This is a genomic window from Nitrosomonas ureae (assembly GCF_001455205.1).
Lineage (GTDB): Bacteria > Pseudomonadota > Gammaproteobacteria > Burkholderiales > Nitrosomonadaceae > Nitrosomonas > Nitrosomonas ureae.
Genome location: NZ_CP013341.1, coordinates 3,212,195 through 3,225,929, shown reverse-complemented (window position 1 = coordinate 3,225,929; position 13,735 = coordinate 3,212,195). Strand labels below are relative to the sequence as shown.

At 49.1% G+C, this 13,735-nt stretch carries 10 protein-coding genes; 3 read left to right on the top strand and 7 right to left on the bottom strand.

What is annotated here, in order from left to right:
* The first annotated feature begins 229 nt into the window (after window positions 1-229).
* The 3 genes from mdoG to ATY38_RS14890 all read left to right on the top strand — a co-directional run bounded on the left by mdoG (window position 230) and on the right by ATY38_RS14890 (window position 5,131).
* A complete protein-coding gene (gene mdoG / locus ATY38_RS14900) occupies window positions 230-1,765 on the top strand; it encodes a glucans biosynthesis protein MdoG (RefSeq protein WP_143023447.1) in 1,536 nt (511 codons plus the stop codon).
* Window positions 1,728-4,286, top strand: a complete 2,559-nt coding sequence (gene mdoH / locus ATY38_RS14895) for a glucans biosynthesis glucosyltransferase MdoH (protein ID WP_235590328.1) — start codon at window positions 1,728-1,730, stop codon at window positions 4,284-4,286. The genes mdoG and mdoH overlap by 38 nt, the downstream gene beginning before the upstream one ends.
* Before the next feature lie 161 nt (window positions 4,287-4,447).
* Window positions 4,448-5,131, top strand: coding sequence for a DUF2726 domain-containing protein (locus ATY38_RS14890; RefSeq protein ID WP_062559978.1), 684 nt, complete (start codon window positions 4,448-4,450; stop codon window positions 5,129-5,131).
* Between the two features lie 128 nt (window positions 5,132-5,259).
* Here ATY38_RS14890 and ATY38_RS14885 read toward each other — a convergent pair whose 3' ends face one another.
* From ATY38_RS14885 to ATY38_RS14855, 7 genes are all read right to left on the bottom strand, one after another.
* On the bottom strand, window positions 5,260-5,589 hold the full coding sequence (locus ATY38_RS14885; protein ID WP_062559977.1) for a DUF4156 domain-containing protein: 330 nt from the start codon (window positions 5,587-5,589) through the stop codon (window positions 5,260-5,262).
* A gap of 230 nt (window positions 5,590-5,819) precedes the next feature.
* A complete protein-coding gene (locus ATY38_RS14880) occupies window positions 5,820-6,476 on the bottom strand; it encodes a peroxiredoxin (protein ID WP_062559976.1) in 657 nt (218 codons plus the stop codon).
* Between the two features lie 135 nt (window positions 6,477-6,611).
* The gene (locus tag ATY38_RS14875) at window positions 6,612-6,821 is read right to left on the bottom strand and encodes a hypothetical protein (RefSeq protein ID WP_062559975.1); all 210 of its coding nucleotides are present in this window, start codon (window positions 6,819-6,821) and stop codon (window positions 6,612-6,614) included.
* Entirely contained in the window at window positions 6,818-7,402 is a 585-nt protein-coding gene (locus ATY38_RS14870; RefSeq protein ID WP_235590326.1) for an ATPase, read from the bottom strand. Before ATY38_RS14870 ends, ATY38_RS14875 begins: the two co-directional genes overlap by 4 nt.
* 154 nt (window positions 7,403-7,556) lie before the next feature.
* Window positions 7,557-8,513 carry a BsuBI/PstI family type II restriction endonuclease gene (locus ATY38_RS14865; protein WP_062559973.1) on the bottom strand — a complete coding sequence of 319 codons (957 nt, stop codon included), beginning with the start codon at window positions 8,511-8,513 and terminating at the stop codon, window positions 7,557-7,559.
* Window positions 8,510-9,979: an Eco57I restriction-modification methylase domain-containing protein gene (locus ATY38_RS14860; RefSeq protein ID WP_062559972.1), complete on the bottom strand. Its 1,470-nt coding sequence runs from the start codon at window positions 9,977-9,979 to the stop codon at window positions 8,510-8,512. The genes ATY38_RS14865 and ATY38_RS14860 overlap by 4 nt, the downstream gene beginning before the upstream one ends.
* Before the next feature lie 272 nt (window positions 9,980-10,251).
* A complete protein-coding gene (locus ATY38_RS14855) occupies window positions 10,252-13,641 on the bottom strand; it encodes a M20/M25/M40 family metallo-hydrolase (RefSeq protein WP_062559971.1) in 3,390 nt (1,129 codons plus the stop codon).
* Between the last annotated feature and the right edge of the window lie 94 nt (window positions 13,642-13,735).

The following is a 13,735-nucleotide window of genomic DNA, read 5'->3' as shown; positions in this document are numbered from 1 at the left end:
GGCAAGCAAGGCAGTACAGAACTATTAATAAGTAAAATTTTTGGATTGAATTTAACCTGATAATCACGCAAAGTGAAAACGGGGTATTTTCACTTGCTTAATCCATGTGCAACGCGTTGAACAAAGAGGGAATTCTGTTGCTGGCCTGCCTGAGTTTTCATTAGAATGGACCGGATCGATATAAGTACAAGTACATAAAGAGGATGAACTGATGAAACATAAACCACAAATGATGAAAATGTGTTGGTTGGGCGCGGTAGTGATGTTGGCCCTGCATGCCTCGTCGGCTTGGGCCTTTACCATCGATGATGTCGCAAAACAGGCTCAATCACTAGCCGAAAAAAGCTATGAAGCGCCGAAAAGCAACTTGCCTTCCCTTTTCCGCAATATGAAATATGCGGATTATCAGCAGATTCAGTTTAATCATGATAAAGCTTACTGGAGTAATCTGAAGACTCCATTCAAGCTTGAGTTTTACCACCAGGGCATGTACTTCGATACGCCCGTCGAAATTAATGAAGTAACCGCCACGTCGGTACATAAAATCAAATACAGTTCTGATTATTTCAATTTCGGCAATGTCGAGTATGACAAAGACACGGTGCAAGATCTTGGTTTTGCCGGCTTCAAAGTGCTGTATCCGATCAATAGCAAAGATAAAAACGACGAAATTCTCAGTATGCTCGGCGCCAGTTATTTCCGCGTGATTGGCGCAGGCCAGTTTTATGGTCTTTCCGCACGCGGCCTCGCTATCGATACCGCTCTGCCTTCCGGCGAAGAGTTTCCCCGATTCCGAGAATTCTGGATCGAGCGGCCTAAACCGACTGACAAGCACTTGACAATCTATGCGCTACTCGACTCTCCGCGTGCGACGGGCGCTTACCGCTTTGTCATGATTCTGGATCGCGATATCGTGGTCGACGTCCAGTCGAAAGTTTATCTGCGCGACAGGGTCGGCAAGCTGGGCGTTGCGCCGTTGACGAGCATGTTCCTGTTTGGCTCTAACCAGCCTTCTCCGACGACAAACTTCCGTCCTGAGTTACATGATTCTAACGGCCTCTCCATTCACGCCGGCAATGGAGAGTGGATCTGGCGTCCGCTGAACAACCCGAAATATCTGGCCATCAGCAGTTTCTCCATGGAAAATCCGCAAGGCTTTGGTCTGCTGCAACGTGGCCGCCAATTCTCACGTTTTGAGGATCTGGATGACCGTTACGATCTACGTCCGAGCGCGTGGATAACGCCGAAAGGGGAATGGGGCAAAGGTAGAGTCGAGCTGGTGGAAATTCCGACCAACGACGAAACCAATGACAACATTGTCGCTTTCTGGACGCCGGATCAACTGCCGGAAGCTGGTAAAGAGATGAACTTCAACTACACCATCACTTTCAGCCGTGACGAAGACAAACTGCATGAGCCGGGTAACGCGTATGTCATGCAGACCCGTCGTTCAACGGGTGATGTAAAACAGTCCAATCTTATTCGTCGACCTGATGGCACGATCGCCTTCGTCGTCGATTTCACTGGCGCGGAGATGAAGAAGCTACCGCAGAATACTCCTGTTACGGTTCAGGCCAGTATTGATGACAACGGTGAGATCGTCGAGAGCAGCGCACGTTACAACCCGGTCATTAAAGGCTGGCGCCTGATGTTGCGCATACAAGTGAAAGATGTGAAGAAAATCACTGAGATGCGCGCTGCGCTAGTCAACGGTGATCAGACGCTAAGTGAAACCTGGAGCTATCAGCTACCTGCCGATGAATAAGGCAACTGAGTATATAGACGCGCTACTGCTGACTGAAGCTGAGAAAGCGGCGCTGCCGGCAATGGATATCCGCACCCTTCATGAGGCGCTGGATCCTGATCATCATCACTATGCGCGTGAAGATGATTCGCCGCTAGAGTCTGTGAAAGCGCGACTAGAACAGAGCTGGCCTGATTCTCTGGTTGACGGGCAGCTGATTAAAGACGACGAAGAGCGCACGCAACTGAAGGCGATGCCCAAAGCAACGCGTTCATCGATGTCACCGGAACCGTGGCGCACCAATCCGATTGGGCGATTCTGGGATCATCTGCGTGGGCGTGATATCACGCCGAGCTATGTGTCGCGACTGACAAAGGAAGAGCAGACTCACGAACAGCAATGGCGCACCGTCGGCACCATTCGCCGCTACATTTTGCTGCTGCTGACGTTGTCGCAAACCGTGATTGCGACCTGGTATATGAAAACCATCCTTCCTTACCAGGGTTGGGCGCTGATCAATCCGGTCGATATGATTGGCCAGGATGCGTGGGTATCGTTTATGCAGTTGCTGCCTTATATACTGCAAAGCGGCATTCTGATCCTATTCGCTATTCTCTTCTGCTGGATATCCGCCGGTTTCTGGACGGCGCTGATGGGTTTCCTGCAACTACTGATCGGTAAAGATAAGTACAGTATTTCCGCATTGACGACAGGGGATGTGCCCCTCAATCCCGAGCACTGTACTGCGTTGATTATGCCTATCTGCAACGAAGACGTGAATCGCGTATTCGCCGGATTGCGTGCGACCTGGGAATCTGTGAAGGCGACGGGTCAACAACAACACTTCGATGTCTATATTCTGAGCGACAGCTACAACCCTGATATCTGTGTTGCGGAACAGAAAGCGTGGATGGAGCTGATTGCAGAGGTTCAAGGTGAAGGCCGGATCTTCTATCGCCGCCGCCGCCGCCGTGTGAAGCGTAAGAGCGGCAATATTGACGATTTCTGCCGCCGTTGGGGTAACCAGTACTCCTACATGGTGGTGCTGGACGCGGACTCGGTGATGTCAGGAGAGTGCCTGACCAATCTGGTACGCCTGATGGAGGCTAATCCGAATGCCGGCATCATTCAGTCATCGCCGAAAGCCTCAGGCATGGATACCCTTTACGCGCGTTGCCAGCAGTTTGCGACACGCGTTTACGGGCCGCTGTTTACTGCCGGCCTGCACTTCTGGCAATTAGGGGAATCACACTACTGGGGGCACAACGCCATCATCCGTGTGAAACCGTTTATTGAACACTGTGCGCTGGCGCCTCTGCCGGGTGAAGGTACTTTCGCGGGCTCCATTCTCTCTCATGACTTCGTGGAAGCGGCATTAATGCGCCGTGCAGGGTGGGGGGTGTGGATCGCTTACGATCTGTCGGGTTCATATGAGGAACTGCCGCCGAATCTGCTGGATGAGCTTAAGCGCGACCGCCGCTGGTGTCACGGTAACCTGATGAACTTCCGCCTGTTCCTGGTAAAAGGCATGCATCCGGTACACCGTGCGGTGTTCCTGACCGGCGTCATGTCCTATCTTTCCGCGCCCTTGTGGTTTATGTTCCTTGCGCTTTCCACCGCGCTGCAGGTGGTGCATACGCTCACGGAACCGCAATATTTCCTGCAACCGCACCAGCTGTTTCCGGTGTGGCCGCAGTGGCGACCGGAACTGGCGATCGCGCTGCTAGCCTCCACCATGGTGTTACTGTTCCTGCCCAAGCTGTTGAGTATTCTGCTTATCTGGTGTAAGGGGACGAAAGAGTACGGTGGGTTCGTTCGCGTCACGATCTCCCTGTTGCTGGAGGTGCTTTTCTCGGTGCTGCTGGCACCGGTGCGTATGCTATTCCACACCGTATTCGTGGTCAGCGCGTTCCTTGGCTGGGAGGTGGTGTGGAACTCGCCACAACGTGACGATGATTCCACGCCGTGGAGTGAAGCCTTTATGCGCCATGGTTCTCAGTTGTTGCTGGGGCTGGTATGGGCCCTAGGGATGGCGTGGCTTGATCTGCGCTTCTTGTTCTGGTTGGCGCCTATTGTCTTCTCGTTGATTCTGTCACCGCTCGTGTCGGTCGTTTCCAGCCGCGCGTCTGTTGGCCTGCGCGCTAAGCGCTGGAAGTTGTTCATGATTCCGGAAGAGTATTCGCCGCCTCAGGTACTGGTGGATACAGACAACTATCTGGTGATGAATCGCAACCGCACGCTGGCCGACGGCTTTATGCACGCCGTGTTTCATCCATCTTTCAACGCACTGGCGACAGCGATGGCCACCGCGCGCCACCGCGAAAGTGCAGTGCTTGAGATTGCCCGCGATCGTCATGTTGAGCAGGCGCTGAATGAAACCCCGGATAAACTCAATCTCGATCGCCGTCTGGTACTGTTGAGCGATCCCGTCACCATGTCTCGTCTGCATTACCGCGTATGGGCGGCGCCGGAGAAATACTCTTCATGGGTGAATTACTATCAGCAACTGACGCTAAATCCGTTAGCGTTGAAAGCGAAATAAGCCGGGAATTAACGAAACGCTGAATAGTTAACGGCTTTTATATTTTTCGGTACTGCTGCTGTTTTTTCTGAACACGGATTCCCGGTTATTCCTAATTTGCATTTTGCCATTTTCTTTTCAGGTCCGGAGGAGCACTGATTTACGAAGTTACACAGGCGCGGGTGCGGCTGTATCGTGATGAAACGGATGGAGGAGATGCGGGTTATTGGTGTGTTGAAAAGCGTGAAGAAACTCTTGGATTGCTTGCGACGACCGACATTCGCATCAAGATTAAGCAAATTACATGCGCTATTTTGCTAAGAATCTTCAAAGTACTTTCTGGCATGCCGATATCATATTTTTTCATGTACAGCCAATGCTCAGTTATGAACATTATTACAATTTTTACCAAGACATTTACATTATTTAAATTTCGCCACAAGTCTAAACATTTTAAATATGAATCTCTCGAGGAAATTCTTTCCAGTACCGAGTATTCTTTTTTTCTGGCATTGAAAGAATCTCTATCCAAAGACTATGAAATATTTGCGAAGGTGCGTATTAATGACGTGCTTACGCCTGATGAGATTTTTACGATACAAAATTGTAAGGCTGCGATATACCGGATACCTCCTAAGCATTTTGATTACATTCTATGTGAGAAGCGTACACTTTCAGTGGTTGCGGTTATAGTACTGGACGATCGAAATCATATTCGGCGCATAGCACGTGCCAAAAGCAGTTTTGTGGAGAAAGTATGCATAACTGCCGGGTTTAAGTTGTTGCGCTTCCCAAGCCGGGCGAATTATTGCTCTAAAGCGGTCAGAGAAGTGATATTAAATTCCCTGAATACCTCATCCATCTGATTTTATATTCGTTTTTTGAAGATGGTTGGTTCTTCCTGTGCAGTGATTCTAGCTTTCTATTTTTCAGTTGGTAGAAGCGGGACGTTATTTTTCATACTGTGTGCAAACCCACGCACGGGATAAGTCAATCATTGCGTTCTTGCCGCGAAACATTGATAGACACCAAAACTGCGCCTTCCCTCAGTAATTTCTGAAATGGGCACAATCGTATCGCCTCCCATCAAAGCTGCTTCGTTACGTGCAAGGTCCGCAAGTTCAGCTGAAACTTTATCTGCATCGCGGTTAAACACTATTACTTTACTTTCAACTTTGGTATTAACTTGTCCTAATTTTTTGCAGGATTCGACTGTCCTGACTGATTGCACCAGACGTACACCTTCACCTTTTGAAGTAACCTTGACCCATGTACAAGAAGACAGTATTAAGCCACCGCAAATCGCAATAAAGATTTTTTTCATTGGATAATTCCGTTGTTGAAGGATATTGCCTGCATACAATACAACGACTTAGTCATAAAAGGAGTGCTGCTTATTTCTTCGATTGGATTTCTGGGAAATATCGAAGAAATAAATTTTGTCGCTAACAATATGAAAATAATTAGCATTATTTTCTAAAGAAAAAAGATTAGTGTGTCAGATTCATCAGGCTGCCACATAAAAACCATAAATATCCCAAGGCAGATAGATCATCATGGCTGCTTTACCTTGCGCAGGTAGGGCTTTACTGTTTCCCAGCCTTGCGGATAAATCTTCTGTGCTTCCTCATTGCTGATTGAAGGGACAATGATGACATCGTCGCCTTGTTGCCAGTTCACGGGTGTCGCGACTTTGTGTTTTGCGGTTAGCTGCATTGAATCAATAACGCGCAAGATTTCGTTGAAGTTACGACCCGTAGTCATGGGATAAGTCATCATGAGCTTGATGTTTTTATCAGGGCCGATGATAAATACTGAGCGGACGGTTGCATTCGTGAGGGCCGTTCGTCCTTCCGCTGAACCTGTTTCGTCGGCAGGAAACATATTATAAAGTTTGGCTACATGCAGATCCGTGTCTGCAATCACCGGGTAACGAACCGATGAACCGCCGACATCTTCAACGTCTTTTAGCCATTTCTCATGATCATGAAGCGGATCAATACTCAGCCCGATAAGTTTGGTATCGCGCTTGTCAAACTCGGCTTGAATACTGGCCATATATCCCAGTTCCGTTGTGCAAACCGGGGTGAAATCCTTGGGGTGAGAAAATAATACCGCCCATTTATCGCCGATCCACTGATGGAAATCGATTTTTCCATGAGTGGTTTCTGCCTGAAAATTAGGTGCTTGATCATTTATACGCAGTGACATGGTATCTCCTTAGCTTAATTTATTTTTATATTTTTGCATGAAATGACTACAACAGGGAAACTATGTGTCTGCTAACCGAAGATTGATCAGTTAATCACCCCATTCTTAATGGGAGCATGTAGTAGAGGATTCAGTTTAAAAGCCTCTGCCAGCTTCAGAACTGGCAGAATTTTCTGACGCTTTCGGCGCATCCTCGCCGATCATTACCGGTTTGCCATCCTGCCAGATCACGGCATAATGGCCCAATCGACGTTTTCTTTCAAGCGCCAGCGTTACAGCTTTTTGCAACGAATCCAGGATTACCTGACCTTTTTCTGAGAGCTTTGCTTTTGAGGTTATCTTCATTTCGTAACTTCCATTAATAACTGCTGATAATAAACTTCGTGAAGAATATCACGGTTATCGCTCGTTTGTTCAAACACGGGAATCGGCATTTGACCATTATTCATAAAACAAATGCAGCGATCAACCTTTTGGCTGAATACATTGAGTAAATTAGCTAAACTACGAGTGAAACGCCGCTTAATATCGCACAACGGAATATTGTGACCACCATGTGCGACCCTTTCCGCTACACGCATTTCCGATATTCTGACACTGGGCAAGGCAAGATAGATTAATTCCACTTGCCAGCCATCGCTCTGCAGCCGATCGATCAGGCGTAAATAACTACGACCTGAAAGCGTGGTTTCGAATGCAAAATTTTCTTGGCGCTTGATGTTTTCTTCGATCTCGTTCAGAAAGATACGGCTTGCCACAATAAGTTCCCGTTCCGGTGCCAGCGGAGACAGGCCTGCCGCGATCAGATCGGCATTAACAAAATGAGTACACTCCGCCACCTTGGACAGATATTCCAGAGCGAATGTGGTTTTGCCTGCGCCGTTGGGGCCTCTTGATACACCTGAAGCGAATTTTTCACCAGACACGCATAATCTCAAACTCCCGGACATGTGCTGGATGCTGAGAAGGTAAAGCCCGAATTAAATACAAGAGCCAAGAGAAGAAATGGGGTTATCGCATGGGGTTAACGTGCAAGCTTAGGCCGCGGCCCAACAGGGTCGTCGCGCCTGCAGCGAATTGTTATGGCGCACCGTACGGGCCTAGAAACCGTTCACCATTGAAGTGAATGAGATGCGTGGGATCGCTTGCGCACCATACTTCAGTTTCCCAAGCGACTACGGACAGGAATTTTCTGAATACTTCTCTGCGGTCTGGAAAGGCAGTGACATAGACAAGCCCAGCATCTGAGCTCTCGAACAATTCCGACAACTCAACGTGACGTCCGGCATCTACGGGACCGCTGCTTGCAACGGCCTCAACCAAAACTAACCAATGCCTCTCACGATCATAGATGACGACATCCGGCATTTTTCCATGTTGTCCGACTTGTACGCCCAATGCAGTCAGCAACTCACGGTCAAAGTACCTCCACTTAGCGCCTGTATCTCCGACATAGACCAACTCACCACCTGGAACGTAGTTGACACCAAACTCTTCAATGATTGCCCTAATGAGATCTGAATGAGGCCCTGCACTGAGAGTGATTTCATGACCCTCCCGCACTCTCAGGGAGATTCGATGCCTATCACGTGCGCGTGCGTATTGTGCCGCCAATGTTTCTCGTGTTGCTAGATATGCCGAAAGTAGCTCTGTCCACTGTGGGGTGCCATGATGTTTAAGCAGATTAAGCGCTAATGTTTCGATTTGATAGCAATTGTCTGAGCTATTGACCGGTCGATCCGGTTTGTCTGGGTTATGCAGCAATATTCCAGCAGAAACAAGCTGCTTCACGCTGTACTTGCGAACGCTTTCGCGCGTATTTTCAGCGTAATTTACGGCCAGCTTCTCACGTGCAAAGTCCAAAATGTCTCGAATTCCCAACATCGGGCTCTCAGCCTGATTCCATCGCTTTTCTGGTGACAGGTTGAGAAGAGCAAGAAGGCAGATTGCCGTTCTGCCGTTCAATTGCTCGGTGGGCATGCCAAGCTGGCGAAGCACTTGCAGCGCTTCTGAAATCCGTTGCTCTGCGGCTGTCATTGTTTAAGCACCTTCAATACGGCTAAATCAATTTGTTCTTGTGAATTTCCAATATCACTTGCCACTTCTCCGAGTGCAGTCAGCTTTTCACGGCTAGGATACTTCATGAGCTTTAGGTCAGTAGCATTGACTTGGGTATGTCCGCTGAACTGCCGGAAGTGCTCATCAACCATGGTGGTGTTCAGGTATAGCGATAAGCCCTTTGCCAACTGCTCAGACATTCCGCGGCGTCCCTCATGAAACACATTGAGGTGATTCTCAAATCCAATGACCTGTGAACTACCAAACTCTGATGGATTGACCACGCAAGCCACAATTCGACGCTTCTCCTCTTTAGAGGAGAATCTACGAATAACACAGTAATTTCCGCTCGGGTAGAACCATTTTTCTGTTTTAGAATTGAGAACCATTGCATTGGGCTTCTTTATCCCGTCTTTTGGCCATTCAACGTGAGTAGATGAGAAATGTGCGGGATAAAGCAATGGCGCCGTACCCTCACCAGGCATGGCACGCAAATATTCTTTCAACCTAAAATCAACCACTGGGCCAGTAGACACCGCAATTCCCACCTCAGCCAGTGAACAGTGCGCGATGCTATTTATTTCATCACGCTGCTCAGGCGATGGAATATGAATAAATTTCTCTTGGTCATTCGGGGGGACGATTCTTTCAAACGGGTAGTTTCGAGATACCAGATCATTGAATTTGTCATCGGTTGATGTTGTTACCTCTACACTTCCCTGAACGCCGCAAACCTCTAGGTGAAAGATAACGTTTTCCTGAAGAACGCCATCATCTTTGAAGGCAGTGCCGCGAGACTCAAATAAATGTATTTTTCTGATCGCACTATTAGAAAGCAGAATCTCACGAAATGGTTTGTAATATGGGCCGTTGCAGAAGCTTCTCGGTATGATAGCTACGATCTGGCCACCTTTTGCCATGAGTAGGACAGCCAAGGCGACAAATGCCGAATATAGATTCACTGTTTCAATGCCAACGTTTTTCAACATGAAACGATAGCGTGATGAGCTAGATATTTTTTTGTACGGTGGGTTGAGGATGGCGTGAGTGAACCCGGCTTCTGATTCAAACTGAATTCGATTCACTGAACTTTCAATAAAGTCTTCGCTCTTTATTTCATAGCTTAGGTTGATGCTCTTGGCGTACCTTGAAAGCGTTCTATTCAGTTCAGAATGAAGCGCTGGATCAATCTCATACGCGATCAACGAGATATTCTTGAAGGCCAGATCGCCCGGCGCGATCCGCTCAAAGAATGCGCAGGATAGTGAACCAATTCCTGCCCCGGCGTCCAATAGGCGGCATTCGGTATGGCTAGCGCTTGTAAACATGCCAGCCATGAACCGGGCTGTAGTTTCAGGTGTCAGGAACTGACCGAGCTGCGATTTGTGTTTCGCATCAGTTGTCCCAGACACTCGAAGCCTAGATTTTTCGATTTCTTTCAGCAAAGCATCAACTCCTGCTGTGCGCTAAACGTAATATATAAGACATTTTGTCGAATAATTTTGCCGATTTTGTCGTGTAGTCACAAAAAAGATTATCTATCATCATGCATTTAAGAATGAATTAATAAATTGATTAAAGTCAGCATGATCGTTTAAGCATGTAAAAGCTAATATTTCATAGGGTAACACCCTATTATTTTTGATGACAAGCTTTCTTGGGCGACTCGGTTGCAGCTTCGACAATTCCAATCGATTCGGATTCAGCAATTAGGCTGCTACCGTTCCACCAACACCACTTCAGCCACCATTACCGCATCATCTCTCCGAAACTGCAATTCTACTTTCTCCCCCGCCTTCAACGTGCGCAAAATCGCCGTATATGACGCCAAATCGCTGATCGGTTGCCCGGCCAGTTGAATCAGAATATCGCCGGTTTGTAGTCCGGCTTGTTGTGCCGGGGAGCTGGGGAGGGTGTTGTCGATGCGCACACCTTCGCCTGGGTAGGAGAAATCCGGGACGGTGCCGAGGCTGGCGGTGCGTTTTTCTTTGGATTCTTTTGTTGGTGCGGGAGTTGATGATAACGTGACCGTGAGCGGTTCGATACGGTTGGCGAGGTATTCGGTGGCTTCCTTGAGAATTGCGGCGACTTTGACCAATCCTGCGGAATCAATCTTATCGGCGGTGTCGCCGGGGGCGTGGTAGTCCTCGTGCGCGCTGGCGAAGAATTGCACCGCCGGGATGCCGGCTTGGATGAATGCGGCTTGGTCGCTGGAGCCGAAGTCGTCTTGCACGGCGTTGACCGGGACGCCGGTAAAAAACCCGGCGCCGCGGAAAACATGCACTAGTTCGCGTGCGGTTCCGGTGCCAAATATCGTGACCGGATTATTCTCAAGCCGTCCGACGGTATCCAGATTAAGCATGGCGATAATTTTTTCGGCCGGGAATGATTCGTTGTTACGGACGTAATGTTTGGAGCCGAGCAGATTCGCTTCTTCTCCGGTGAATGCGACGAAAATGATGGTGCGCTCCGGTTGCCATTTGCCGACCACTTGACGCGCCAGCTCCAGCATCACCGCGATGCCGCTGGCGTTGTCGTCCGCGCCGTGATGGATTTTGCCCTGATGCGCGGCGCGTACATCGGGCCAGCCGGTGCCGAGATGATCGTAGTGTGCGCCGATCACTAGGCTTTGTCCGGCGAGCTGCGGGTTGGTGCCGGGTAGAATACCGACGACGTTACGCAAGGTGATGTTGCCTTTCGGTAGGCCGACATCCTGTTGCCAGGTCTGGAAAAAACTGCCGCTATCGCTGCCCGGCAGCAGGCCGATTTGCTGGAATTGTTTGGCGATATAGGTGGCTGCTTCGTCCAATTCCGGGGTGCCGAGTTCGCGGCCTTTGTACGATTCATGCGCCAGATGATGAATATCCGCCATCATGCGGTTTTCGGAAAAGGCCGGCGGCAGTTCCGCCAATGCGCGGCGTGGCTTGGTAATGCCGGCATGTGTGGTATGTGCGTTATGAAGAACGTAGCCGTCTTTTTGCTGCACTGGTAGTGATAGCGGCGATTGCGTGATCGGCCATTGTCCCTTGTCAATATTGACCAGTTCGTCGCCTTTAAACACCAAATAGCTGTATTTGCGGTAGTGCGGCAATTTATTGGCCAATTCGGCAATTGCCTTGGGATTATCGGCAGCGACCCATAGCAGTGTTTTATCCGCATTGGACGGTTGCCGGGTTGTCAGCACTACAGCATGATCCGTCAGCGGATAGTTTTTTTGATTCAGCTGCAATTGTTTGTTCTGATAGGTAACACCGCGATCCGCCAAGGTTTGGGTAACGGAATCGGTAAACTTATTTTGCCACCCCATGATCCAGATGGTACGGTTTGCAGGTAACGTTCGCAGTTTATCGTCAGTGATGACTTCCAGGGGGCTCGATTGCGTTTTCTGCCAGTTTGTGGCCAGGCTGCGGTACGCTGCCAAAATAGACGGATGCTCCCGTGCGGGCAAAATCAGCAAGGGTTTTTGCGCACCAAAACCTTGAGATAACGCCGAGGGAATTTCGCGGCTATCCAGACGGCGGAATACATCGAAATGCGGATCAAGGTCGATTCGCACCGGACGGTGAGCGAATTCCAGGACGACGGTTTGAGTGCGCTGGTCGACGAGAATATGCGATTCCACTGCCATGTCATCATTTTCCAGCGTGATGGAGAGCGGTATTTTCAATCGATATGGGTTGCCCGCTTGGGTTTGTTGGATCGTTAGAATAAGCTTGAATCCTTGCGCAGTAGGTTCGGTTTCCGCATGGCGCAGCACCAGATCCGGTGCACCGGCGCGGTGTACCCACTGGTCGAATTGCTGCGAAAAATCCTGATCGGTAGTTGCATTGAATGTTGCGAGCAAATCTGCAAAAGTTGCCTGTTTGAATTTGAACTGCTTATAAAATTGCCGCAATACGCGCGTGAAAGCTTCGTCGCCCAATTCCTGGCGCAGCATGTGGAAAAACATCATGGTTTTTCCATATCCCACCGCTTCCGAGCTGGCGCTATGGCGCGATACAAAACGGATGATCGGAAAATCTTTCTCCTTGCTGACAAAATCCGCGTACTTTTGCAGCACATCACGGCGGTATTCATCGCCTTTGCCGCGTTGTTCGTTAATCAGATGGTCGGCGAGGTAAGCGGTCAATCCTTCCGCCCAATTGCCTTTGGCGTAATCGACGAACACACCGTTGCCCCAGTAGTTGTGCAGAATTTCATGCGGATACGACGAATGCAAAATGAACGGAAAGCGAATCACCTTGGAGCCGAGCAGCGTGAACGACGGCATGCCGTAGCCGCTTTCCCAGAAATTTTCGACCAGCGCGAATTTGCTGTAAGGATACGGACCGATCAGTTTGTTGTACATGGCAATGTATTGCGCCGTTGCATCCAGATATTTTTGCGCCAATGCTTGATCGGGGTTGCGCAAATAAACCAGGGCATTCACCGCGCCGGCGGATTGCGTGTAACGCTGATAGCGTCCGGCGACGAGATAGATATCATCTTGCGGCTGTTTTTCCTCCCACACGACATTTTGCATCGCATTCGTTTGCTGCTCGCGCAATAACGTGCCTTGGCTTACCACATCCCAGTCGGCCGGCAGTTGAATATCCAATTGAAACGATACCAATGCATCGCCAAACCGCGGATACCATGCGCTGGAATTGGCCAGAAATACACCTTCCGGTGAAATCACACCCGGTGTGGAGCCGAAACTACGCGAATACTCTTGCCCTGGCCCTTGAAGCGCGTGATGGATCTTGCCATTGAATTGCAGCGTGAATGTCTGTTGATCCGGCGGTAATGTGACCGTGTAATGGCGGATTGAAATGGAACGGGATTTCAGCGCGACTGGATTTCCATTTGTCCTGATGGTCGCACCCTGCACATCAGTAATCGTCAAGCTCGCATGAAGAAAGAATTCAAGCTGCACCGGGTCTTTTGCATTGCGTACCTGATCAGGGATTTGAATCCGATCTTTGACACGGATCTCGGAAGTATCCGGCGACAATTGGATTTTCATCTGGTGATGGAAAGTTGAGGCGCTAGCGGATGCGATCATGCTGCAAAACAGGTAACCAACAATAAAAATACATGCGATGCCGAAGTTAATTGATTTTTGCATTCTTTATTTAAATCTATGGGGTGGTTTATAAATTTGAGCTTTGGATAAAGCGATGTGTTACCGCTCATTGCATTCTATCGCATTGAGGGTTTAC

Coding starts and splice junctions, on each gene's coding strand:
- mdoG (WP_143023447.1), top strand. CDS start 230: ATGATGAAAATGTGTTGGTTGGGCGCGGTAGTGATGTTGGCCCTGCAT.
- ATY38_RS14885 (WP_062559977.1), bottom strand. CDS start 5,589: ATGAAAAAAATCTTTATTGCGATTTGCGGTGGCTTAATACTGTCTTCT.
- ATY38_RS14880 (WP_062559976.1), bottom strand. CDS start 6,476: ATGTCACTGCGTATAAATGATCAAGCACCTAATTTTCAGGCAGAAACC.
- ATY38_RS14875 (WP_062559975.1), bottom strand. CDS start 6,821: ATGAAGATAACCTCAAAAGCAAAGCTCTCAGAAAAAGGTCAGGTAATC.
- ATY38_RS14865 (WP_062559973.1), bottom strand. CDS start 8,513: ATGACAGCCGCAGAGCAACGGATTTCAGAAGCGCTGCAAGTGCTTCGC.
- ATY38_RS14855 (WP_062559971.1), bottom strand. CDS start 13,641: ATGCAAAAATCAATTAACTTCGGCATCGCATGTATTTTTATTGTTGGT.